General features: G+C 57.2%; 29 protein-coding genes. 10 read left to right on the top strand and 19 right to left on the bottom strand.

What is annotated here, in order from left to right:
• Window positions 1–9 precede the first annotated feature (9 nt).
• The 4 genes from Q1B21_RS18425 to Q1B21_RS18440 form a co-directional block, all read right to left on the bottom strand.
• Window positions 10–2,688, bottom strand: coding sequence for an ATP-binding protein (locus Q1B21_RS18425; protein ID WP_299891901.1), 2,679 nt, complete (start codon window positions 2,686–2,688; stop codon window positions 10–12).
• A complete protein-coding gene (locus Q1B21_RS18430) occupies window positions 2,676–2,996 on the bottom strand; it encodes a hypothetical protein (protein WP_299891904.1) in 321 nt (106 codons plus the stop codon). Before Q1B21_RS18430 ends, Q1B21_RS18425 begins: the two co-directional genes overlap by 13 nt.
• Window positions 2,993–3,373: a response regulator transcription factor gene (locus tag Q1B21_RS18435; RefSeq protein WP_298936945.1), complete on the bottom strand. Its 381-nt coding sequence runs from the start codon at window positions 3,371–3,373 to the stop codon at window positions 2,993–2,995. The genes Q1B21_RS18430 and Q1B21_RS18435 overlap by 4 nt, the downstream gene beginning before the upstream one ends.
• A gap of 78 nt (window positions 3,374–3,451) precedes the next feature.
• On the bottom strand, window positions 3,452–4,744 hold the full coding sequence (locus tag Q1B21_RS18440) for a helix-turn-helix transcriptional regulator (protein WP_299891907.1): 1,293 nt from the start codon (window positions 4,742–4,744) through the stop codon (window positions 3,452–3,454).
• A 213-nt stretch (window positions 4,745–4,957) separates the two neighbouring features.
• On the opposite strand from Q1B21_RS18440, the gene Q1B21_RS18445 reads away from it, so the two are divergent.
• From Q1B21_RS18445 to aat, 4 genes are all read left to right on the top strand, one after another.
• Window positions 4,958–5,494, top strand: a complete 537-nt coding sequence (locus Q1B21_RS18445) for a LuxR C-terminal-related transcriptional regulator (RefSeq protein WP_299082659.1) — start codon at window positions 4,958–4,960, stop codon at window positions 5,492–5,494.
• A 151-nt stretch (window positions 5,495–5,645) separates the two neighbouring features.
• The gene (gene accB, locus Q1B21_RS18450) at window positions 5,646–6,140 is read left to right on the top strand and encodes an acetyl-CoA carboxylase biotin carboxyl carrier protein (RefSeq protein WP_299891912.1); all 495 of its coding nucleotides are present in this window, start codon (window positions 5,646–5,648) and stop codon (window positions 6,138–6,140) included.
• 9 nt (window positions 6,141–6,149) lie between these two features.
• On the top strand, window positions 6,150–7,499 hold the full coding sequence (gene accC, locus Q1B21_RS18455) for an acetyl-CoA carboxylase biotin carboxylase subunit (RefSeq protein WP_299891915.1): 1,350 nt from the start codon (window positions 6,150–6,152) through the stop codon (window positions 7,497–7,499).
• A 45-nt stretch (window positions 7,500–7,544) separates the two neighbouring features.
• Complete coding sequence (gene aat / locus Q1B21_RS18460; protein WP_299891918.1) at window positions 7,545–8,177, top strand: leucyl/phenylalanyl-tRNA--protein transferase; 633 nt, start codon at window positions 7,545–7,547, stop codon at window positions 8,175–8,177.
• Here aat and Q1B21_RS18465 read toward each other — a convergent pair.
• From Q1B21_RS18465 to Q1B21_RS18490, 6 genes are all read right to left on the bottom strand, one after another.
• On the bottom strand, window positions 8,132–8,500 hold the full coding sequence (locus Q1B21_RS18465) for a DUF2155 domain-containing protein (RefSeq protein ID WP_299891921.1): 369 nt from the start codon (window positions 8,498–8,500) through the stop codon (window positions 8,132–8,134). The genes aat and Q1B21_RS18465 overlap by 46 nt on opposite strands.
• Window positions 8,497–8,946: an outer membrane lipid asymmetry maintenance protein MlaD gene (gene mlaD, locus Q1B21_RS18470; RefSeq protein ID WP_298936952.1), complete on the bottom strand. Its 450-nt coding sequence runs from the start codon at window positions 8,944–8,946 to the stop codon at window positions 8,497–8,499. Before mlaD ends, Q1B21_RS18465 begins: the two co-directional genes overlap by 4 nt.
• A 12-nt stretch (window positions 8,947–8,958) precedes the next feature.
• Window positions 8,959–9,342 (bottom strand): NADH:ubiquinone oxidoreductase subunit NDUFA12, encoded by a 384-nt coding sequence (locus tag Q1B21_RS18475; protein ID WP_299891925.1) that lies wholly within the window; start codon window positions 9,340–9,342, stop codon window positions 8,959–8,961.
• 80 nt (window positions 9,343–9,422) lie between these two features.
• Complete coding sequence (locus Q1B21_RS18480; RefSeq protein ID WP_299082665.1) at window positions 9,423–9,794, bottom strand: Rid family hydrolase; 372 nt, start codon at window positions 9,792–9,794, stop codon at window positions 9,423–9,425.
• 67 nt (window positions 9,795–9,861) lie between these two features.
• Window positions 9,862–11,130, bottom strand: a complete 1,269-nt coding sequence (gene clpX / locus Q1B21_RS18485; protein WP_298936955.1) for an ATP-dependent Clp protease ATP-binding subunit ClpX — start codon at window positions 11,128–11,130, stop codon at window positions 9,862–9,864.
• Between the two features lie 132 nt (window positions 11,131–11,262).
• Entirely contained in the window at window positions 11,263–11,895 is a 633-nt protein-coding gene (locus Q1B21_RS18490) for an ATP-dependent Clp protease proteolytic subunit (RefSeq protein ID WP_298936956.1), read from the bottom strand.
• A gap of 368 nt (window positions 11,896–12,263) precedes the next feature.
• Here Q1B21_RS18490 and Q1B21_RS18495 point away from each other — a divergent pair, with 368 nt between their 5' ends.
• A complete protein-coding gene (locus tag Q1B21_RS18495) occupies window positions 12,264–12,605 on the top strand; it encodes a helix-turn-helix transcriptional regulator (protein ID WP_299891930.1) in 342 nt (113 codons plus the stop codon).
• 177 nt (window positions 12,606–12,782) lie between these two features.
• Window positions 12,783–12,920 (top strand): entericidin A/B family lipoprotein, encoded by a 138-nt coding sequence (locus tag Q1B21_RS18500; protein WP_120633371.1) that lies wholly within the window; start codon window positions 12,783–12,785, stop codon window positions 12,918–12,920.
• A 494-nt stretch (window positions 12,921–13,414) separates the two neighbouring features.
• Here the strand turns inward: Q1B21_RS18500 and Q1B21_RS18505 are convergent, their stop codons facing one another.
• The 6 genes from Q1B21_RS18505 to Q1B21_RS18530 form a co-directional block, all read right to left on the bottom strand.
• On the bottom strand, window positions 13,415–13,867 hold the full coding sequence (locus tag Q1B21_RS18505; RefSeq protein WP_298936959.1) for a hypothetical protein: 453 nt from the start codon (window positions 13,865–13,867) through the stop codon (window positions 13,415–13,417).
• 112 nt (window positions 13,868–13,979) lie between these two features.
• A complete protein-coding gene (locus Q1B21_RS18510; RefSeq protein WP_299891935.1) occupies window positions 13,980–14,300 on the bottom strand; it encodes a hypothetical protein in 321 nt (106 codons plus the stop codon).
• Window positions 14,301–14,408: 108 nt separating this feature from the next.
• Window positions 14,409–14,579 carry a hypothetical protein gene (locus tag Q1B21_RS18515; protein WP_299891938.1) on the bottom strand — a complete coding sequence of 57 codons (171 nt, stop codon included), beginning with the start codon at window positions 14,577–14,579 and terminating at the stop codon, window positions 14,409–14,411.
• A gap of 333 nt (window positions 14,580–14,912) precedes the next feature.
• Window positions 14,913–15,599 carry a hypothetical protein gene (locus Q1B21_RS18520; RefSeq protein ID WP_299891941.1) on the bottom strand — a complete coding sequence of 229 codons (687 nt, stop codon included), beginning with the start codon at window positions 15,597–15,599 and terminating at the stop codon, window positions 14,913–14,915.
• 115 nt (window positions 15,600–15,714) lie between these two features.
• Window positions 15,715–17,514 carry a translation elongation factor 4 gene (lepA, locus tag Q1B21_RS18525; protein WP_299891944.1) on the bottom strand — a complete coding sequence of 600 codons (1,800 nt, stop codon included), beginning with the start codon at window positions 17,512–17,514 and terminating at the stop codon, window positions 15,715–15,717.
• An 87-nt stretch (window positions 17,515–17,601) separates the two neighbouring features.
• The gene (locus Q1B21_RS18530; RefSeq protein ID WP_366525417.1) at window positions 17,602–18,156 is read right to left on the bottom strand and encodes an RNA ligase family protein; all 555 of its coding nucleotides are present in this window, start codon (window positions 18,154–18,156) and stop codon (window positions 17,602–17,604) included.
• 242 nt (window positions 18,157–18,398) lie between these two features.
• Between Q1B21_RS18530 and Q1B21_RS18535 the strand changes: the two genes are divergently transcribed.
• Window positions 18,399–18,710 (top strand): hypothetical protein, encoded by a 312-nt coding sequence (locus Q1B21_RS18535; protein ID WP_298936964.1) that lies wholly within the window; start codon window positions 18,399–18,401, stop codon window positions 18,708–18,710.
• A gap of 68 nt (window positions 18,711–18,778) precedes the next feature.
• Window positions 18,779–19,729, top strand: a complete 951-nt coding sequence (locus Q1B21_RS18540) for a LysR family transcriptional regulator (RefSeq protein ID WP_299891950.1) — start codon at window positions 18,779–18,781, stop codon at window positions 19,727–19,729.
• Here Q1B21_RS18540 and Q1B21_RS18545 read toward each other — a convergent pair.
• Window positions 19,726–20,169 (bottom strand): low molecular weight protein-tyrosine-phosphatase, encoded by a 444-nt coding sequence (locus Q1B21_RS18545; protein WP_299891953.1) that lies wholly within the window; start codon window positions 20,167–20,169, stop codon window positions 19,726–19,728. The genes Q1B21_RS18540 and Q1B21_RS18545 overlap by 4 nt on opposite strands.
• 28 nt (window positions 20,170–20,197) lie before the next feature.
• On the opposite strand from Q1B21_RS18545, the gene Q1B21_RS18550 reads away from it, so the two are divergent.
• On the top strand, window positions 20,198–20,896 hold the full coding sequence (locus Q1B21_RS18550) for an NAD-dependent deacylase (RefSeq protein WP_299891956.1): 699 nt from the start codon (window positions 20,198–20,200) through the stop codon (window positions 20,894–20,896).
• A gap of 76 nt (window positions 20,897–20,972) precedes the next feature.
• On the top strand, window positions 20,973–21,581 hold the full coding sequence (locus tag Q1B21_RS18555) for an HdeD family acid-resistance protein (RefSeq protein ID WP_299891959.1): 609 nt from the start codon (window positions 20,973–20,975) through the stop codon (window positions 21,579–21,581).
• A 112-nt stretch (window positions 21,582–21,693) separates the two neighbouring features.
• Here the strand turns inward: Q1B21_RS18555 and Q1B21_RS18560 are convergent, their stop codons facing one another.
• Both Q1B21_RS18560 and Q1B21_RS18565 read right to left on the bottom strand, forming a co-directional pair.
• Window positions 21,694–22,167, bottom strand: a complete 474-nt coding sequence (locus Q1B21_RS18560; RefSeq protein ID WP_299891962.1) for a copper chaperone PCu(A)C — start codon at window positions 22,165–22,167, stop codon at window positions 21,694–21,696.
• A gap of 41 nt (window positions 22,168–22,208) precedes the next feature.
• Window positions 22,209–22,598, bottom strand: coding sequence for a hypothetical protein (locus tag Q1B21_RS18565; protein ID WP_299891965.1), 390 nt, complete (start codon window positions 22,596–22,598; stop codon window positions 22,209–22,211).
• Between the last annotated feature and the right edge of the window lie 14 nt (window positions 22,599–22,612).

A 22,612-nucleotide genomic window follows, 5' to 3' on the forward strand; every position in this document is an offset into this window, starting at 1 on the left:
ATGCCTCCGTCACTGCGCCGCCTGTTGATAGGCCAGCGGCAGGCTTACACGAAAGGCGGCCCCGCCCTGCCCGGGCAAATAGCTGATCTCGCCCCCAAGGCGCTGCATGATCTCACGGCAGATCGCTAATCCCAGCCCGGCGCCCCCTGCCTTGTCGCCACCGACACGCGCGAATTTCTCGAATACCATCGATTGTGCCTCGGGCGGAATGCCACTGCCATTGTCCGTAAAGTCGATCACCAACCGCCCTCCGACATCATGGGCTGAGATCGTCAGAACTGGTTCAGGAGACTCGCAGTACTTTCGCGCATTTGAAATCAGGTTGATAAACACCTGGCCCAGACGGTCCAGATCAGTATGAAGCGGAATACGTTCTGACGCACGGCTGCGCCGCACGGCCAATTTCTCGTCGGTTCCGGCCAACGCGCTCGATACCGCCCGATCCAGAACCGAGCGGAGGCTGTCATCGCCGACATTCAAACTTACCTGACCGCTTTCCAACACGCTCAGGTCCAGCAGATCATCCAAAAGGCGTGTCAGCCGTAAGGCTTCATCGTGAATGATCGCGGCATAGCGCGTCTGTTCCGTCCCGCTCAGCCCTCGGGTATCACGCATGATCTCGGAAAACGCGCGGATCGAGGTCATGGGCGTTCTTAGCTCATGACTGACCTGACTTAGAAAACTGTCTTTTTGTTCAGATACCTGGGTCAGCTTTGTGTTGGCCTCTCGCAGTTTTCGAGCGGTTCGGCTCAGCTCGGCGGATTTGACTTCCAGTTGGCTGGAATACTCTAATAGCTGAGCAGACTCGTCGGCCACCGCCAGCAAATCCTCGACCGAAACAGACGATCCCCCGACAATCTGACCGATCATTGCATGCGCTGTGGCTGCACCGACCGAACCACTTAGTTCGCGTTCAAGACGGTTGAGAAAACCCGGTGTCGGCTCGGGCAGGCGCGATCGCCCCCCTTGTTGTTCGGCTTCAGCCTGAAAGAACTCCTGCGCGGGGCCAGCGCCCAAAATGCGCTGCGTCATGATCATCAGGTCTTCGCTTTGCGCCACCGAGCCGGTCCATCCACGCGGCGCCGCGGAATGATCGAATACGTTGACAAACTGCGCGCCTTGCAAACGCTCCAGCGGGCTGGGGAAACTCAGCAGGGAAGTCACACAGAAGGCGACCGTGTTCAGAGACAGCGACCACATGACTGTATGAACCATCGGGTCGATTCCTTCGATCCCGAACAGAGCCTGCGGGCGTAGCCAGCCCAGACCGAATGGGCCACTTTCCAAGATCGAGGCGGGCATCCAGGCAGCGCCCATTCCCGGCAATAGCAGCGTATAAATCCACAGGACAAAGCCTACCGAAAGCCCAACCAACGCTCCGGTCCGCGTCGCCCCGCGCCAAAATAACCCTCCGACCAAAGCGGGCAGAATCTGAGATATCCCGGCAAAAGCAATCAGTCCGATCGACGACAGCGCAGTCCCGCCACCAGACAGGCTGTAATAGAAATAGCCCAGCGCCATAATCACCGCGATCGAAACCCGGCGTGCCATCAATACGATGTTGCGTACGTCACCCGAAATCGAACCAGAACCTTCCTGAGTGCTCAGCCAGATCGGCATGACCACGTGGTTCGACACCATGGTAGACAGGGCCATCGCGGTCACAATCACCATGGATGTGGCCGAAGAAAAGCCACCGATAAACGAAAGCATCGCCAGCCAGTCATTGCCTTGCGACAAAGGGACCGTCAGAACAAACAAATCCGGGTTTGAGCCTTCAGGCAGCAAGTCCAACCCAACAACGGCGATCGGAACCACGAACAGGCTCATCAGCAGCAAATACAACGGGAAGGCCCATGCAGCCGTCCGCAAATGGCCCTCGTCATCGTTTTCGACGATCATAACCTGAAACATGCGCGGTAGGCAGACGAAGGCGGCAGCGGATAGAAAGATAAAGGTGGTCCAGCGCCCGGCATCCACATTCCACTGGCCGATTTCCGAGGCGTCGATGCGGTCCATCATCGGGCCCATACCACCCGCCACGCCCCAAACCACAAAGATACCCACCGCCAACAAAGCAAACAATTTGACGACTGATTCCAATGCAATGGCGGTAACAACGCCATGGTGACGCTCATTGGCATCCAGATTGCGCGTGCCGAATAGAATAGCAAACATAGCCAGCCCGGCAGCCACCCAGAATACACTCGACCCTTCGCGATATAGACCCGAAGTGTCCGCTTCGGCAAAGATCGAGAAGGACAGGGTGATCGATTGCAGTTGCAACGCGATATAGGGCGTGCCCCCGAGGACAGCCAGAATGGTGACGCACACAGCTAAGGTGTTTGACTTTCCATAACGCGAGGACAGCAAGTCGGCAATCGAAGTGACCCTCTGACTGCGGCCTACGCGCACAAGCTTTCGCAATCCCCACCACCAACTCACCATGACCAAAGTCGGACCTAAGTAGATGGTCACAAACTCAAGCCCGGATCGTGCGGCATTCCCGACTGCGCCATAAAACGTCCAAGCGGTGCAATAGATCGACAGGGACAAGGTGTAGATCACCGGAGACCGCAGCCACCTGCCCCGCCCAGCCGCAGCCATGCGATCGGCTGCAAACGCGACACCGAACAGCAAAACGACATACCCCAGACAAACCAGGATCAGGATGTTCAGCGTTGCCATTGATCGGTATCCGTTTCGGGATCCTCGCGCGTCCTCAGACGGCGGGCCGCCACGCCGAAGATCAAGCCAACCAGGATCAACCCGCCCCAGCAAGCGAAGATGTAGAACATTGCCGAAGACAGTGGAACTGCCTGGCCTTCAATAGACTGCCCAGGCCAAAGCAACGGCAGTGCAAACAGCGCCGCCCCCAAAAACGGCAGCAAACGTGCTGCATCCGTAAGCCTGCGACGGCGATAACTTTGTCGCTCCAGAAAAACTGAGGGCCTTGGACCCGACGGCTTAGCTTCGGAATTTTCCTCTGCAGTCATAACCGCGTTGCCTGAGCATGCAGGTCGCGTACAGCGGTCAGCACCTCGGCATTTGAAAAGGGTTTGGTCATAAACCGGCTGACGCCGGCGTTTTCGGCCATTTCACGGTCACGGGACTGGCCACGCGCGGTCAGCATCAGCACAGGCAGGCTTTGCATGCCGTCCTGCTCTCGCAGGTCACGCAGAATGTCCATGCCACTTTTGCCCGGCAACATGACATCCAGAATCACCAGATCGGGATTCGCGGCCCGAATCACCTGGAGCGCATCCGCACCATCGCCATGCGTTTGAACCTGCCACCCCTCACGGGTCAGCAAAAACCGGATCGCCTCAGCTATGTTCGGCTCATCCTCAATCAACAGAACCTTTCGGCTCATATTTTCAGTTCCTCCCCATGACGGATCGCACACATGGCAACCCGCCGCGACCAGATTAAGCGCTCAGTCAGGAAACTGTCAAAAACCTTCGCTCAAAATCGATGGCTCACGTCGCGACTCGCAGTCACCACTGGGGCAAACACGGCAGTTTGGACCGACGGTCGTCGCGGTCGTGCCAAGCGCGCTATCCCCCGCCGGACGCACCAGCATCACCGATCGATAGGCCGGAGTCAGGTCATAGCCAGACACCGAATGTGGCCAGGCATATGCGTGGCACTCGAACTCTGCCGCACTGCGCCCCAGCTGCACAATACGCCTTCGTATCGGCACCAAAGGTTGGTTCAAGGCCGAATACAGCGGCCATAGTGGGCAGGCCTCGCCATGCCTCGGTAGGGCAAGGCCAGGAATCTGCTTGATAAACAAGATACCGCCGGACGCGTCGCATATCGCAAGGCCCGCGGGACGCTGCAGACAGCCTTCGGGCAAGAAGGCAAGTCGCCTGAGAACTGTGGCCATGTCGACGGAAAACATCTGCGCCAACTCGATCGGTTCAGGCTCTTTCTCTTTCAACACGGCTTTGAGCTTATTCAAGGGCATGGCACGCGCATCAGCGGCGCAGAGGTTCAGCAAATCGCGGGCAACTTTGCGGGCGGCCGCAGTGTTCAGGCCGCCCAAGTCGATAGCCCCGGCATCACCATCAGTTTCAAGCTGAGGAAAGCTGTGGCCCCGCGCTTCAAAGAAGGCTTCGACCTCCTCCAACGGGACCCCGCGCGGATCCGCGGCTGAGTCACTGTCATCCAAATAAGTGACCAGCGCCTTGGAACTGTCTGCCAGTCTTTCGGCATCCTGATGCAGGTTCCGGTGAAAACGATCCTGCCACTCATCGTCGATATCCTGGGTGTCCGCCAAAATGGCTGCGGTTGATCTGATTGCGGCCGCCGTAGACAGCACCTCGTGCATAGATGCCGCAAGATGGGGATCATGAGTCAGCCTGTCGGACAGGGTCTCTACTGTGCGCTCCAACGACACGACACGCCTATGCATTTGCGCAAGAACGCCGGCCCATCCCGGGAAACGTCCGGCGAACTCCTCAAGCACGTCCAACTCGGCCTGGTGACCAACAGAGTCCACCGCGGCTTCGCGCAATGCCGAAATCAAAGTGGCTTCGATCCCCTGCGTCAAAAGCGAGGGTTCGACCGACAAAGCCCGCGCGATGTCGACCAGGAGTTTCCCCCCAATCCGGCGTCGGTTGTGTTCAATCAGATTCAGATAGGAGGCTGAAATCCCGACCCGACGCGCAAGCTCGGCCTGCCGCAATCCTGCGATCTGCCGTCTTTCTCGGATTCGGCTTCCAGTCAGCGTATTGCGCATTCGTCACAATCCTCGTGGCAAGTGACCCTACATTAGAAGCAATCACTTTTCAGAACATCTTATCAATTCCTGGAGCTTACGCACTAGTTTTCAAATTTCCTTTACAGCTTTGACAACGAAAACACCGCCCGCCGCACCCGCGCCATAGGTTCTGGTGGGCAAGACCATGGATCACCCCTTCATTTCCACTCGGTTTCCCTGCACCATAGGCAGATGAGTGACCCCGCCTTTGAATATGCTCCGATCGGACTGGTCGAATTGGAAAACCGGGTTATCCGACGCTGCAATTTGCAGTTTGCGCGGACCTTCGGCGGCGAAGAAGTCGAGTATCGCAACATGCCCTTGCTGCAACTCTACCCCTCGGTTGCTGACTGGGAGAGGATCGGCGAACGCAGCCTGCAGGTGATGAGGGACACCGGGTATTACTCCGACGAGCGCGTCATGCGACGACGCAATGGCGATTTGTTCTGGTGTCGGGCACGGGGGCGGTCTCTGACGCCCGAGGATCCATTTCGCCACGGCATCTGGAGCTTTTCCGACATCTCAGAAGAGAGGCCACTGGTTGAGCTCACGGTCCGGGAACGCGAAGTGGCGATCCTGTCTTGCCGCGGCCTGTCCGCCAAGGAAATCGGCATAGAATTAGGACTGAGCTACCGCACGATCGAGGCCTATCGCGCCCGACTTCTGGAGAAACACGGTGCCCGCAAGTTGCCGGAACTGGTGGCGAAACTGTCGGGAATGCCCTTGTGATCGAGCCGACCATTTCTGGGCCTGCTTAACCCTCGGATTAACATTGCCAGACTGCGCTTTTCATGACACATCGCATAGCTTATAACGCTGCGTAATCAGATCAAAGCCCGCATGAAACAGACGGGCCAAAGGGGAACCGTCGAGGACACTCATGACAGATACCAAACACGAAGCGGATGTTGCGTTCATCAAAGCACTGGCCGAATTGCTGCGTGACAACGACCTGACCGAATTGCAGGTCAAGCGCGAGTATGGCGAGGAAGACAGCCTGAACGTCCGCGTCAGCCGAATGATGCAAGCCGCCCCTGCACCGGTCCAGGTTGCCGTTCCTGCCGCTGCAGCACCTGCTGCTGCCCCAGCCGCGGCCCCTGTAGCAGAGATCCCAGCGGCGCAGGAAGATCCGGCCAGCCATCCCGGTGCCGTGACCTCGCCCATGGTTGGAACCGTCTATATGCAGCCCGAACCGGGCGCACCGTCTTTCATTAGCGTTGGCGCGTCCGTGTCCGAAGGCGACACGTTGCTGATCGTCGAAGCGATGAAAACCATGAACCACATCCACGCACCCAAATCGGGTACCATCAAGCGTATTCTTGTCGGTGATGGCGATGCCGTTGAATTCGGCACCCCCCTGGTCATCGTTGAGTAAGGCGGGCTCATGTTTGATAAGATCCTGATTGCCAACCGGGGCGAGATCGCCCTGCGCGTGATCCGCGCTGCCCGCGAGATGGGGATAAAGACGGTCGCCGTCCACTCCACCGCCGACAGCGACGCGATGCATGTGCGCATGGCCGACGAATCGGTCTGTATTGGCCCCCCGCCCAGCCCGCAAAGCTATCTGTCAGTGCCTGCGATCATCTCAGCCTGTGAAATTACCGGCGCGCAGGCGATCCACCCTGGCTACGGCTTTCTGTCCGAGAATGCCGAGTTCGTGCAGATCGTCGAAGATCACGACATCACCTTTATCGGCCCCACCGCAGAACATATCCGCGTCATGGGCGACAAGATCACCGCCAAGGACACCATGAAGGCCCTGGGCGTGCCCTGCGTTCCGGGTTCGGATGGCGGTGTCCCCGATCTGGCGGCGGCCAAACGTATAGGCGAAGAATTCGGCTATCCCGTCATCATCAAGGCCACTGCAGGTGGCGGCGGACGCGGCATGAAAGTCGCGATGAGCGCGGATGAGATGGAAAGTGCCTTCATGACGGCGCGGGCCGAGGGTAAAGCGGCCTTTGGCAATGACGAGGTCTATATTGAGAAATACCTGACCACACCGCGCCATATCGAGATCCAGGTCTTCGGTGACGGCAAGGGCAAGGCCGTGCATCTGGGCGAACGCGACTGTTCCTTGCAGCGCCGCCACCAGAAGGTCTTTGAAGAGGCCCCAGGCCCCAGCATCACCCCGGAAGAGCGCGCCAAGATCGGTAAGGTCTGCGCGGATGCGGTTGCCAAGATCAACTATATCGGCGCAGGCACCATCGAATTCCTCTATGAGAATGGCGAGTTCTATTTCATCGAGATGAACACCCGCCTTCAGGTGGAACACCCGGTGACCGAAGGCATCTTCGGGGTCGACCTGGTCCGCGAACAAATCCTTGTCGCAGCCGGAGAACCGATGTCTTTCGGGCAAGACGATCTTGTGATCAACGGCCACGCGATCGAGGTTCGGATCAATGCTGAAAAGCTGCCCAACTTCTCGCCCTGCCCCGGCAAGATCACGGCCTATCACGCGCCCGGCGGATTGGGCGTGCGGATGGATTCAGCGCTGTATGATGGCTACTCGATCCCGCCCTATTACGACTCGCTGATCGGCAAACTGATTGTGCAGGGTCGCGACCGGGACGAGGCACTGGCGCGCCTGAACAGGGCACTGGGAGAGCTGATTGTAGATGGCATCGACACCACGGTGCCGTTGTTTCACGAGCTTCTTCAGAACCCAGATATCCACAGCGGCGATTACAACATCCACTGGCTGGAGCACTGGCTTGCGGAGAATATGTCCGAATAACAACGCTGGGCGGGTGGGTCACTCACCGGCCCTCAGGCGACCCAAATGAGCCTGTCCCCTGAACTTTTGCTCCACGGTTACTCCATCGGCATCTTCCCGATGGCGGAACATCGTCATGATCCGGAGCTGTTCTGGGTCGATCCCAAAATTCGGGGCGTTTTTCCGTTGGACGGGTTTCACATCTCACGCAGCCTTGCCCGCCGGATCCGACACTGCAGATTTGATGTGACCATTGATCAGGATTTTGCCGGGGTCGTGGATGGCTGCGCCGACCGCGCCGACACCTGGATCAACGACGAACTACGGAGCCTGTATCAGCGTCTGCACGTTTCGGGCCACGCGCATTCCCTTGAAATCTGGGACGGAACCTCGTTGGTGGGTGGAGTTTATGGCGTCGTTCTGGGGGCTGCGTTCTTTGGGGAAAGCATGTTCTCGCGCCGCAGGGATGCGTCGAAAATCGCGTTGGCCTATCTGACAGACCGTTTGCTGCAAACCGGGTTTCAATTGTTCGATACGCAATTTCTAACCGCGCATCTCGCGTCCTTGGGGGCCATCGAAATACCGCGCAGTCGGTACCGTTCATTGCTGGAAGAAGCGATAAACACCAGCGCCGATTTCTCTGCGCCGCTGTCTCAGTCCGCCGAAGGCGTGATACAGCGGATCAACCAAACGTCATAGCGCGCGTGATCCAAAGCATTCAGCGCCGGTGAGGTCGCTATCATCCAGCCATCAAACAACTGATCCGCTTTGCCTGTGTCCCAGATTGTAAGATAGGCGAAGGCATCCCCGGTTGGATTGTCCACCGGATAGCGGCAATCGCCCAACGCCACATCCAGCCCAAAAACCGATTGGGTCTGGCCGTTCTGCATCTCAACATCAACGGTCTGCCCATTCACTTTGTCCAGACCGCGCAACAAGGCACCCGGACCGGATTGAACCTTTTGCTGTGCTGCGGCGCTTGTTCCCACCAGCAGCAAAGACATCAGAACCGCACGCATCATTCGCTGCCATCCCCGGCCACGAACTTGACCAGCAGAGAGATCAGGCTGACTGCGCCTTGGGTATCTTCGATCTCGTCCCCGGGTTCGAAAAAGAAAGGCGATCCGCCTGGCATAACTTCGACGAAGTTCCCGCCAAGCAGCCCTTCGGACGAGATCACGATGGCGCTGTCATCCGGAACAAGGATACCGTCTGCTACCGAAAACGTCGTATCGGCACGATAAGTGTCCGGGTTCAAAGCCACGTCTGTGACAGTACCAATCTTGACACCGGCCAACCGCACGTCAGTGCCGACACCGACGCCCTCAAGTGAGCGGAACGATGCGCCCAGCTCATACCCGGCGCTGTTTTGCGACAGGCCAGTGGATTGGCTGGCATAGACACCAAACGCAACGGCACACGCCAATACAGCGCCACCGACAATAACTTCGGTCCAATTGTGGGACATTGCTCGCCTCGTTTATTCCGGGCTCCAGGCCTCGTAATCCTTACGCTCAACCGGTTCAGCCCGGCGCAACGACCCTGCGGGATTATAGGCAAGGGCCGTTCCCGTCAGGTTCTCTTGATGCGGTTTTTCCCAAGATTTGTGTGGCAACGGCTTGTCTGTTGGTGGTTCATCCCAGGTCCGGTGCAGCCAACCGTGCCACTCGGGATCAACCCGGCTGGCCTCGGCTTCACCGTTGAAAATCACCCAGCGCTTGCTGTCATCTGCATTGCGGTAAAACACGTTGCCTTCGTTGTCTTCGCCAACTTTAACGCCCTTACGCGCGGTATAGATTTGCGTGTTCAGGGTTGCCCCGTTCCACCACGTCACGGCCCGCAAAAGAGTGTTCAGGATTCCCATTGGCTGCCTCCGGCATTTCGGTCGAGCAAAGGTATGGACCAAAGGCCCGCCAAGGTCCAGTGCCCGACCTAGGTTCAACGTTATTCAGGCAGAACTGCGGTGACTTCTATTTCGATCCGGTCTTTCGGTGTGATGAGGTTGCATTCGACCACCGTTGCTGCGGGTGGGTTTGCACCGAATGCGTCCTGCAACAACGGCCAACACAGTTCGAATTCACTCATATCCGGCAAATAGTAGTTCACGCGGACCACATCTTTGAAACCCGCTCCGGCCTCGGCCAGGGCTTTTCCAATCGCATCCAAAGACGATTGGCATTGACCAACAATATCTTCAGGAATGTGATCACCTTGGGCGCAAGTTCCGGCGACGAAGACAAAACCATTTGCGACCACTGCACGGCAATAACCAACCTTCTTTTCATATTCTCCGCCGGAGTGAATTCGTTTGATCATTTGGCTACTCCTCAAACAGAAGCGGCGCGGATATCACCGCGCCGCTTTTTGAACAATCTGCAGATACTCAACCGGCCGAAGCAGACTCCTGCGCGGCATCTGCATAGATGATCAGCGGTTGCGCTTCCGAGTTTACAGCCTCTTCGTTCACAACAACCTCGGTCACGTTCTTCATACCTGGCAGTTCGAACATGGTATCCAGTAGGATATCTTCGAGGATCGAGCGCAATCCACGTGCACCGGTTTTACGTTCGATGGCTTTCTTGGCAATCGCCTTCAGCGCATCGTCGGTAAAGCCCAATTCGGCATCTTCCAGCTCGAACAGGCGCTGGTACTGCTTGACCAATGCGTTCTTCGGCTTGGTCAGGATGGTGACCAGAGCGTCCTCGTCCAGATCTTCAAGCGTTGCCAGAACCGGTAGACGGCCAACAAATTCGGGGATCAGGCCAAATCGCAATAGATCTTCGGGCTCCAGTTCCTTGAAAATCTCGCCTACGCCTCGATCATCATTGTCCCGCACATCAGCACCAAAGCCCATAGCCGAGCCTTTGCCGCGTTGCGCAATGATCTTGTCCAGCCCAGCAAAGGCACCGCCACAGATGAATAGGATGTTCGTCGTGTCCACTTGCAGGAATTCCTGCTGCGGGTGCTTGCGTCCCCCTTGCGGAGGAACGCTGGCAACAGTGCCTTCCATCAATTTCAACAACGCCTGCTGCACACCCTCACCCGATACATCGCGGGTGATTGAGGGGTTTTCAGACTTGCGCGTTATCTTGTCGACCTCATCAATATAGACGATGCCACGTTGGGCGCGTTCGACATTGTATTCGCTGGACTGCAGCAGCTTGAGGATGATGTTTTCGACATCCTCACCCACATAGCCCGCTTCGGTCAGCGTGGTTGCGTCAGCCATTGTAAACGGCACATCGAGAATGCGCGCCAACGTCTGCGCCAGCAACGTCTTACCACAGCCCGTTGGACCGATCAGCAGAATGTTGGATTTGGCCAATTCAATATCACTGCCAGACTTCTGAGCGTGATTGAGCCGCTTGTAATGATTGTGGACCGCTACCGACAGAACCCGTTTGGCGGTGGCTTGTCCGATCACGTAGTCGTCCAGAACCTCGCAGATATCCTTTGGTGTCGGTACACCGTCCGAGGACTTCAGCCCACTGGCCTTTGTCTCTTCGCGGATGATGTCCATGCACAGCTCGACACATTCATCACAGATAAAAACGGTCGGGCCCGCGATCAGCTTACGCACCTCGTGCTGGCTTTTGCCGCAAAAGCTGCAGTAGAGCGTATTTTTGCCGTCACCGCCTGAATTCGTCGCCATGATCTACCTTTCGGGCTCCATCCCTGCGCCCCTTTGCGGAACACGTTTGCGCCTGTTCATGCAGCTTAGGCCAGCACTGTGACGGCTACAATCTCAAAATGACCCCCGCGCCGGTGACGCGGAGTTTTGGCATCAGGCCTCTTCCGTATCCATTTTTGCGCGGTTTTCGACGATCTCGTCGATATGACCCCACTCTTTGGCTTCTTCCGGGCTCATGAAATTGTCACGGTCCAGCGCTTTTTCAACCGACTTTTTGGTCTGCCCGGTATGACGAACGTAGATATCATAAAGGCGATCCTTGAGTTTCTGCGTCTCAGCCGCATGAATCATGATATCGCTGGCCTGCCCCTGGTACCCACCGCTTGGCTGGTGCACCATGATGCGACTGTTGGGTAGCGAAAAGCGCATGCCATTCTCACCACCGGCCAGCAAAACCGACCCCATCGAGGCCGCCTGACCGATTACCAATGTCGAACACTTTGGCTTAATGTACTGCATTGTATCGTAAATCGATAAACCGCTGGTCACCACGCCACCCGGCGAGTTGATATAAATCGAGATTTCCTTGTTCGGATTTTCGGCTTCAAGATGCAGCAACTGGGCCACGACCAGATGGCTCATCCCATCGTGGATCGGTCCGTTGATGAAAATGATCCGCTCTTTCAGCAGACGCGAGAAAATGTCATAGGCGCGCTCGCCCCGGCTGGTCTGCTCGACGACCATGGGAACGAGCGTATTCATGTAGGTATCTACTGGATCGAACATTCGGAACCTGCCTGCTTTGCTATGGATCGGGACTTTATCCCAACGAGAGTTACCCGAGTCTTAGTATTGCCACCGGGGGGCTGCAAGGGGGGGTGTTCGAGAACAATAGCCGATTGGTGCACCACCCTAAACCACACAACGGGTCCAGCTATCGACCGGCACAGACCGATCCTTATCGAATGCAGCCTGTATTTGGCCTTTGGCGATACCGGGGAAATTCGCCTTTAGTTCCCCTTTTGCTCATCACAATAATCTGATTCATGCGCTTGCAAATAAGCATATAAGGCAAGTACAAACGCGGATCGTCCTTAAGGGTCGCACCGCCACTGGAGCAGCACCCATCTGACGGGTTCGCAAGGAAGACGATTATGGCACTCCCCCAGCTGTCCCACGACATGACTAAGGAAGACATGGATCTTATGATCGACAATGCGACACGAGCATCAAATTTCCTTAAGGCAATAAGCCACGAGGGCCGCATGATGATCCTGTGTCACCTGACCTCGGGCGAAAAATCCGTGACTGAGCTGGAAGATCTTCTATCGGCGCGGCAAGCTGCAGTGTCGCAACAACTGTCCCGCCTGCGACTAGAAGGTCTGGTCACACCTCGGCGCGAGGGCAAAGCGATTTATTATCGCTTGGCAGATGAGCGTCCGCGCCGCATGCTTGAAGTCGTGTACGAGCTTTTTTGCAGCGATAACAACACCTAAGGTCAACCGACCGATCGCAATAAATTAGAACCATGCCCATTCTCAAAAGATCAGCGCCAGCAAGGTGAATAGCCAAGTTGCGCTTTCAAACCAGCTTGTATCAATATGCGGCTAAGGCACTGGTTCAGGTGCGCAAAAGATGTTACCGAAAGAGAATTATGTACTGAGGAGACACGTATGATCCGCGTAATTTTGATTGGCCTGAGCCTGTTCGCACTGACAGCTTGCGAAACCGCAAAAGGCGCTGGCAAAGACATTGAAAACGCTGGCGATGCCATACAAGGCGCAGCAACTGACGTTCAGGAAAACCTCTGAACCGCAGCCAAGTGTAGCTGGCTTGTTTGCAACACCGAAGCTGACCAAACACCGCATCACATGACGTGAAAACGGGGCTCTTTTGCTGTCGCAACGGGGCCCTGTCTTACGACCGTTTTGGGATGTAAAATCCCTCCCAAGCACAAAATCACTCGGCGAAACCTTCAATTCTCCCCACCGACCGACAAAGGCAGCATACGGTCGCTTAGATCGAAATTGCGGGATTTTGTACAACACTCAGACCCCCAGTCTTTCGAGTTGCACAAAAGACAAGGTCCAGATGATCCGGGCCGAAGAACACCTCATTCTGGCGCGGGGCGGGCTGGATTCAATCGCGGGCGGCGAAATCGCCGCCCGGCCCACCTCCCCCCGATGGGGGCGTTGGTTCCGATTATGAGAAGCGCTCTGACCCGAGCGGGATACTGATTACACAATGCCGCATTCTAATAATAACGGCGGTACATACCCCCTCAACCCGTCGGGCCAGAGACGCTTCAGTTCACCTGACGCTCTAGAACAACGCTGTACGCTGTCCCTCGGCGCAGGCTACGGAAATCCGCATAAATTTTACCGTCCTGATACTTGGCATCCACCAGTGCGTTCACACCGATCTCCGGGTCGGCCGAGCTTTCGACCAATCCGATCGTGCCTGACCCATCCAAGCTGATGGTGCCGGTGGCATCATATACCCGCCAGTCCGCATCGCTGTTCGGCCGCCACATGCTGGGTCCCCAGAACAGGTTTTCCTGCTGCTTCTGAATATCCAGCAGCCATTCGCCATCGTGGAAACGCGGGGCATCACCGGTGGCAGTACGGGACGGGGAAACCTTGCTATAGGTGCCGGTCCAGGTGCCGCGCAGGTCTGGCGATGTATCGGCCAAAGCGGCGGTTCCAAGGGTGAGGCTCGTGGCCAAAGCGGCTGCTCCGGCAGTCATATATCTGGTCATGGTCTCTCCTCCAAACTGTCTGGCCATCGTTGGCCGTCCTTAAACAGATTGGGAGGGTTCGGGGGGCATGCAAGTTTTCTAAAGGAGGCTTAATGTTGGCTTCATGTTCGCCTCAGGCCCAGGCCAGCGCGGTGCCGAGGATGACCAGGGCGATGCCAAACCCCTCGCGATACGAGAAGTTTTCGCCAAACAGAAAGAACGAGGCGATGGCGATCAGAACCACCTCGGCCCCCAGAATGCCGGTATAGATGATGCCCAGCCGTTCCTCGCGCAGCGCGGCGAGCTCCAGAGTGGCACCGGCCAGCAGGGTTGCGACGATCAACAGGCCGAGGCCCACACCGGGGAGTTTCCACCAGAACTTCATCGCGATCATGGCCACGGAATAGAGACCCGCTGACCCGAGGGCGATGATGGGGATCATGGATGTGGACATTTGGACGCTACCTCGGACTGTTTCCGGTGCGTCAACAATAGCAGGTGAGCGGGGTTGGGGCTGTGAGGTGGGTCACAGTTGGTTGGGTGGTGAAATAGCCGCTACGAACTACTGTTTTCGCTTCCACCTATAGTGAAAATAGGCCGCGCCGATGATCACACCCGCACAAATCGCATCAACGATGTAGTTCGGCTGATAGTGCACCCAACGGTACGCACCAACAGCAGCCACAAGTATGCAACACGCGATGAATTCGATTCTGGGATCATACCTAAACATGATCGTATCAAATTCGACCGTTTTTGGCACAATTGCAACCGGTTACCGGACGGTCGATCAACAGCACTAAGAGCAGTACCGGCCAGAGGGGGTTAGGCCCGTCTCGGAAACGGTCCAGTGGACCGTTTCAGGGCCGAACGGGCGTAGCCCTGGGCGCAAACGCGCTTGCGACGGTTGATCAACAGAACGAAGGGCAGCGCCGGCCCGAGGGGAGGCGCAAACGCGCCGCCCCATGGGGGCGGGTCGGCGCGGCCCGGCGGTGCCGCCGGGCGGGTGGGTTGATAGAAGCCTAATAGCTTTCTTGATTGCTCAGCTACGCATTACGCGGAGATGCTAACTCGATCCGGGCGAGTCACTCTTTTTCGTTCCGTCGTTGGTTTCAGGTTCTGGCAAACCCAACCGCTCGGGAGGTGGCAATGATTTCTTTTGCTCTTCGTTTTCAATCTTTTGCAAACCGTAGATAGCGCCCGCGATCCGTTCGACGATTTTCACTGCTGGATCCAATTTCTTAGCGCCTTCCGAGACCGCGTTTGTTAGCACCAAGAACACCTCCGAAAATGAATGAATATGAGCCCGGCTCCGGTCTATTTCAGCCTGAAGGTTATTAAGCTTCTTCAGGATGTTTTCCCTTAGCAGCTGTTCGACCTCTGCCTCTTGGACACATTTCCTGATGTGATCCAAATAAGTCGTCGCCCTCGCGCGCCAATCTTCATCCAAGCTTACAAAATCTCGCCGAAGACTTCCATCGATTGAAAAAATGTTTCGGGAGTGGAGCTCCGTTACAAACTGTTCCAATTGGAACAAGTGCGCAGTTACTAGATGTTTTTCTTGTTCCGTAAGATTTACATTCTGCAATCTTACCTTGGACACACCCGAAATCGGAACTTCAAATTGATCGGCAGCCTCTACGGCACTGTTCACGTAAATAACTGCCCGGGCATAGTCTATGTCAGACCGCAACTCTGCCAACCGGATTCGATTTTGCTGAAGAAATTGATAAAACTGAGTTTCTCTATTCATGCGACCACCATCAGCGATCGTTGAGAATATTTCAACATGCAGCTAGTTTTCTGTGTGGGCACGCGTTTGGCTGCGCCAAACGCTTTCGCGCACTCGCACTCGCACTTAAAATGGATTACGAATCCATTTTAAGTGCGGAAATAAACGCCTCCTGCGGGATATCCACCTTCCCGAACTGACGCATCTTCTTTTTACCCGCCTTCTGCTTGTCCAGCAGTTTGCGTTTCCGCGTGGCGTCGCCTCCGTAGCATTTGGCGGTCACGTCCTTGCGCAGCGCCGAGAGGGTCTCGCGCGCGATGACCTTGCCTCCGATGGCGGCCTGGATCGGGATTTTGAACATGTGGCGCGGGATCAGGTCCTTGAGCTTTTCGCACATCGCCCGGCCCCGCATCTCGGCCCGGTCGCGGTGAACCATGGTCGACAGCGCATCGACCGGTTCGTCATTCACCAGCACCGACATCTTGACCAGCGCGTCCTCGGTATAGCCGGTCATCTGGTAATCAAACGAAGCATAGCCCTTGGTCACCGATTTCAGGCGGTCGTAGAAGTCAAATACGACCTCGTTCAGCGGCAGGTCATAGACAACCATGGCGCGGCTGCCCGCATAGGTCAGGTCCATCTGGATGCCGCGGCGGTCCTGACACAGTTTCAGCACGTCGCCGAGGAATTCGTCGGGCACCAGAATGGTCGCCTTGATGCGCGGTTCCTCGATATGGTCGACTTTGGAGGGGTCGGGCATGTCGGCGGGGTTGTGCAGCTCGATCATCTCGCCGTCTTTCATATAGACGTGATAGATCACCGACGGCGCGGTGGTGATGAGCTCGATATCGTATTCGCGTTCGATACGGTCGCGGATGACCTCAAGGTGCAAAAGCCCGAGGAAGCCGCAGCGGAAGCCAAAGCCAAGTGCGGCCGAGGTTTCCATTTCAAAGCTGAAGCTGGCGTCGTTCAGCGCCAGTTTGTCGATCGCGTCGCGCAGGTCTTCGAATTCGGAACTGTCGACGGGGAAGAGGCCACAGAACACCACCGGTTGCGCGGGTTTGAAGCCGTCCAGCGCCACTTCGGTGCCGTTGCGGTCATTGGTGATCGTGTCACCGACGCGGGTGTCGCGGACCTGCTTGATCGAGGCGGTGAGAAAGCCAATCTCACCGGGGCCGAGGCTGTCGACCATCTCCATCTCGGGGCGGAAGACGCCGACGCGGTCGACATGGTGCAGCGTGTTGTTCGACATGAACTTGACCCGCATGCCCTTTTTCAGCGTGCCATCCATGATGCGGACCAGAACGATGACGCCGAGATAGGCGTCGTACCAGCTGTCAACCAGCATCGCCTTAAGCGGCGCATCAAGCGTGCCTTTGGGCGCAGGCAAATGAGTGACGATGGATTCCAGCGTCTCATGGATTCCCTGTCCGGTCTTGGCGGAAACCTGAATGGCCTCAGACGCGTCGATACCGATCACATCCTCGATCTGTTCGGCCACGCGGTCACAGTCGGACGCAGGCAGGTCGATCTTGTTCAGTACCGGCACGATGTCATGGTCGGCGTCGATGGCCTGATACACATTCGCCAGCGTCTGCGCCTCAACACCCTGGGTGCTGTCCACAACCAGCAGAGAGCCTTCGACCGCGCGCATGGAACGGCTAACCTCATAGGCGAAATCCACGTGGCCGGGGGTGTCGATCAGGTTCAGCACATATTGCTCACCATTATCGGCGGTATAGTCGATGCGAACCGTGTTGGCCTTGATGGTGATGCCACGCTCACGCTCGATATCCATGCTGTCGAGCAGCTGTTCCTTCATGTCGCGATCCTTGACTGTCCCGGTCTCTTGGATGAGCCGGTCAGCAAGGGTGGATTTGCCATGGTCGATATGCGCGACGATGGAGAAATTGCGGATATGAGCGAGGTCTGTCATGGGTTGGGGATATGCGTTGGAAATGGGCTGTGGTCAAGGTGGGACGAGGCCCCAGCGAAACCCTTTGAATAAGAGGTCTCCGACCGATCAGACCAACCCATTTTTGACCAGCTCCGCGTTCATCCAATGAGTCTCGCTCTGAACATGGCCCTCGCGTACATATTTCGCGAGGTGAGTGGGCATGTCTTCCTCCTTGAAGGCCGAAGTTGTGCGAACGACAAAGCCCTCTTGCATGCCGAGGTTCAGACCCGCGATCACATCCGCCACAACTATAGCAGTGAACCGCCCGCGATAGAGTTCGGGAACAGAGGTGATCCCGAGCTCGACAAAGCGTGAAAGCGTCGCGTCCCACGACTGCACGCGGTCTGCCTTGACCCAAGCAAAGCCCAGGAAATAAGTCGGCAACTCTGAATATTCGATGGAATGACGCGCAAACAGATACTCACCGACAATACGCTCATCCTCAGCTAGTTGTGGCGCGATACCGGCTGCGAAGGCTTTCATCCAATCTCGCGACGGGTGATAGAGTGCATCGATGCTGCGAGGATGACAGCCTTGGCTGTGAATTGTCGTATTCTCGCCGTCCATCTTTTCGGTGAAGATCACCTCATCGGCCGATGCCAACACGTCAATGCTGGACATAATCTTGTCGTCGCTGGTGGCACCAGGTGATTGTGGCAGGTGAAAAGTGCGTCCGTATTTCTTAAGCATCTCGGCCTAACTGAAGTATTAAATTTAACGTCGCGATAGAAAACGCGACACACGAGTTCCATGCAATCACTTTTTCGCAACGTATGATTGATCCCGAATCCAGTTTGATTCATACTCTGCCGCAGACTGAGAGGGGCGTAGATCTCTCCGGGCAGGCAAAAACGAGGCTTTACATGAAACAGTTCCTACTAGTCGCACTCTGTGCCACGTCGATTTCGACGGTAGCGCCGGTTGCTGCTGAGGCTTCTCAGATCAAACGGGCGTGTCTGGCATCCGACCGGCAGGCGGCAACGCGGCAGCGGTGCAGGTGCATTCAGGGCGTCGCCAATGACACCCTGACAAATGGCGATCAGAAGACCGTCGCCAAGTGGTTCTCTGATCCGCATCAGGCGCAAGTCCTGAAGATGTCTAAATCGGCGCGCGATGACGCGTTGTGGGATCGATATCAGGCGTTTGGCCAATTGGCTCAGGCGCTGTGCCGGTAGACATCCATCTGAACGCTTGACCTGATCCCCGCTGCCCCTCAGAAAAGGCGCAGCGAAAGGGATTGTTCATGGTGATGAAGGGGCTGACCCTGCGGGGCCTTGAGGTGTTCGAGGCGCTGGCACGGACCGGATCGGTGGCTCAGGCGGCCGAGATCACGGGGCTAAGCCAACCTTCGGTCAGCCAGCAATTGCGCAATCTGGAAAAGGCCTTGGGCACCGATCTGGTAGATCATGGACGGCGTCCCATGCGTTTGACGCAGGCTGGGCGTAGTTTCCTGGCCCGCGCTGAATCGGTGCTGGCCGAGCTGCAGATGGCGCAGAGCGAGCTGTCGGTGATGGATCTGGGCCATCTGACCACGCTGTCTATCGGGTTGATCGACGATTTCGACAACGATCTGACACCGCGTCTGGCCACGTTGCTGGCCGACAGCCTGACCCGATCGAAATTCAAGCTGATCACTCTGTCCAGCCTCGATCTGTTCGAAGCGCTTGAGGCGCAGCGGCTGCATCTGGCGATCTCGGCGCATAGCGGCGAAGTGCTGGAAGGCGTGATTGAATACCCGTTGGTCCAGGATCCATTCATTCTGGCGACACCCAAAGGCGCGGGCGGCGTTGAAGCGGCCCTGCGCGACCTGCCGTTTCTGCGCTATGCGCGCGAGCAATTGATCAGCCGGCAGATCGAAGGCCATCTGGCGCGGCAACAGATGGAGTTCGAGGAGCGGTTCGAGATCGGTTCGCATATGGCGTTGATGGCCATGGTTGCGCGTGGGCTGGGTTGGGCGGCCACAACGCCGCTGGGTTACATGCGGGCGGCCCGGTTCCATGACGGATTAGAAGTGCATCCCGCCCCGTTTGGGGCGTTCTCCCGGACCATTTCCCTGTTCACCCGCACCGACTGGTCGGATCAGGTCCCTCAGGAGGTCGCAGGCATGATCCGGCGGCTGATGCAGAACCAGATTATTGATCCGGCGCTGGCGCAGGTGCCGTGGTTGAATGACCAGCTGAAGGTGATCGACTAACGCGACAGATGCGCATCAAGCCCGGTGACCGCAGCTTCGATCAGGTCCAGCGCGCCGTCGAAATCCCTTGTGTAGTATGGGTCGGGCACATGATCAGCGCCGTTCTGGAGGGCGAACTCAGTCAGCAGGTGAACCGGTGTGGTATTGCCCGGTGGCCGCAGGTCTTCGATATCCGCGATGTTGCTAGCATCCATGCCGATGATCAGGTCGAATTCGTCGAAATCCTGCGCCGTAAACTGGCGCGCACGCAGGTCACTGAGATCGACACCCCGGGCGCTGGCTGCTTTTTGCATCGGCCCGTAAGGTGCGTTTCCGACATGCCACCCCATGGTGCCAGCGCTATCGGTTGTATGATGGGGCGCCCGGATGCGAAAGACACCTTCGGCGGCGGGGGAGCGGCAGATATTGCCGAGACAGACAAAGAGGATACGGTGGGTCATGGGGCAAAGTGTAGCGCACGGAGGAGATATGGAAAAGATCGTCATACTGACGGGGGCCGGAATCTCCGCCGAAAGCGGGCTGAGTACCTTTCGCGATGAAGGCGGATTGTGGGCGCAGCATCGGATCGAGGATGTCGCAACGCCCGAAGGGTTCGCCCGTGATCCCGATCTGGTGCAAGATTTCTACAATGCACGCCGTGTCCAAGCGGCTCAAGTGCAACCCAATGCGGCGCATCAGGCCCTGGCCCGGTTGCAATCGGAATGGCCCAGCGAAGTGGTCATTGTCACCCAAAACGTCGACAGCCTACACGAGGCGGGCGGCGCTGAGAATGTGATCCACATGCATGGACGTCTGGACGGGGCGCTGTGTGCTGCTTGCGGGCATCGCTGGGCCGCTCCACCGGAAATGGCAGTGGGCGAGCCCTGCCCCGCCTGCGCCGAACCAACAGCCCGGCCGGATGTAGTCTGGTTTGGTGAGATGCCTTATCACATGGAAGAGATCTATTCCCACCTGTCCAGCGCGTCGGTTTTTGCAGCCATCGGAACCTCAGGTCAAGTCTATCCAGCCGCCGCCTTCGTGCATGAGGCGCAGGCTGCAGGTGCCCATACGATCGAGATCAATCTTGAACCAACGATGGGAACGTCGGGGTTTGACGACCGGCTGGTTGGTAAGGCGACCGAAACGGTTCCTCAATGGGTCAACCGCCTGTTGCAGCAGAAGGATTAATCTGCGGCAGCGAAAACTAAAGACAGCCCTGTTCATTCTTGTTTATTCTGATCCCAAACTCGGTGGAGCGTGACATATGACAGACCAAGACCCCCAAACCGGCGAAATCGTGGATGATGACAGCATGGCGGGCCGTGATCAGTTGGGCAACCAATTGGCCAACCTGTGGTGGACTTTCCTTCTGCGCGGTGTTTTGGCTGGCACTGTTGGCCTGGCGGCCCTGTTCTGGCCAACCAGCAGCATTGCGTTGCTGCTGCGGCTGGTCGGCGCTCTGCTGATCCTGGATGGCGGCTTAACCTTGCTGGGGTTCGGGCGTCGCGGTCTGGTCGGAGGGGCTGGCATCGCCGCTGTGCTGATCGGGCTGGTGCTGCTGTTGTGGCCCGAAGGTGCTGCTCGGCTCGCCTTTTTCCTGATCGGAGCCTGGGTGCTAATCATCGGGATCGGCTCGCTGATGGCGGGCCAACAAATGTACGATCAGGATCCGCAGCGCGCGACCATGCGCATCTCGGGCGGTGTCGCCTGCGTCATCGGTTTGGTGCTGATGTTTTGGCCTGGCAGCGGTCTTGTCGCCCTGGGATGGGCGATTGCATTCTCGGCGCTGACACTCGCGCTTGTTATGTTCTGGCTGGCTGCACGGTTTCGTCAGGCCGGTGACCGGGTGGGCATGAAGACCATCCACAAATAGCGATGATCCCTGCCATGTATCAAACCCCTTGGCCCTAACAGTAACAGGCCGGGCAATGCCCGGCCTGACGCATGGATGACGGCCGCAGCGCGGCTCGAAGACAGGCGTTGGCCTAGTTCGAATGTGACCCGTGGCCGCCCTTGTCCTGACGTTCAAGGTCGACCGGTATCTCAAGTTCGACAACGCCGGCCTGTTCGAAAGTCAATGTAACCGGTACCTTGGCGTCCTGCTCGAACGGGGCTGTCAGGCCCATGAACATCACATGGTCCCCACCGCGTTGCAGCATACGGATTTCACCTGCCGGGATCACAAAACCCTCTTCGACATGAACCATCTTGGCTACGCCGTTTTCATCAATCATATGGGTGTGCAGTTCCACACGCGCCGCAACGTCCGAGGACGCGCTGATCAGACGATCATCGGTATCGCCCTGATTCTGGATCATCATGAAAGCTGCGCCTGCCTTGGCGGACTTGCCTACTGATCTGGCATAGGCGTCATCAACCTTGATGACGCTTTCGGCGAGGGCGGGAAGCGCAAGCGCTGCGGCGGCCAGCGATGCAAGCAGTGTCGATCTGAGCGACATTGTGTCTCTCCTGTATAAAGTCTGAAAGATATGAAAGCTGTTCAGACGGGAACAGGCGGTGCCCGGGCTGGCCGTCGCGGCTTGGGCAAGGCAATAAGACTGCCGGTTTGGCGCTTAGGCGATGGCAGCCTCTGCTGCGATACTTCCGGCAGTGCCACAGAGGGGACCATAACCGCGCCCAGCAGCGAAAGTGCGTAGTCCGGGCAATAATGCGGGGGCGACGTGGGCTGCCCGTTTTCATCCATATAGACAACAACTGGGCCAGAACCGGTACATAGCACCATCTGGCCCACGGCATTGTCCATACCACGCGACGCCGCAACGCCCTGCCCGGTTAGAATCACGAGCAGGGACAGGATAAGGGGCAGAACTCTGTTTAAAGCGGCTTTCATCCTGACCCGGATATAGGCCAGCGGTTCAAGGCGCTTCAAGCGCCAAAGGGTCG

Origin of the sequence: uncultured Ruegeria sp. (genome assembly GCF_947504215.1) — a bacterium.
GTDB lineage: Bacteria > Pseudomonadota > Alphaproteobacteria > Rhodobacterales > Rhodobacteraceae > Ruegeria.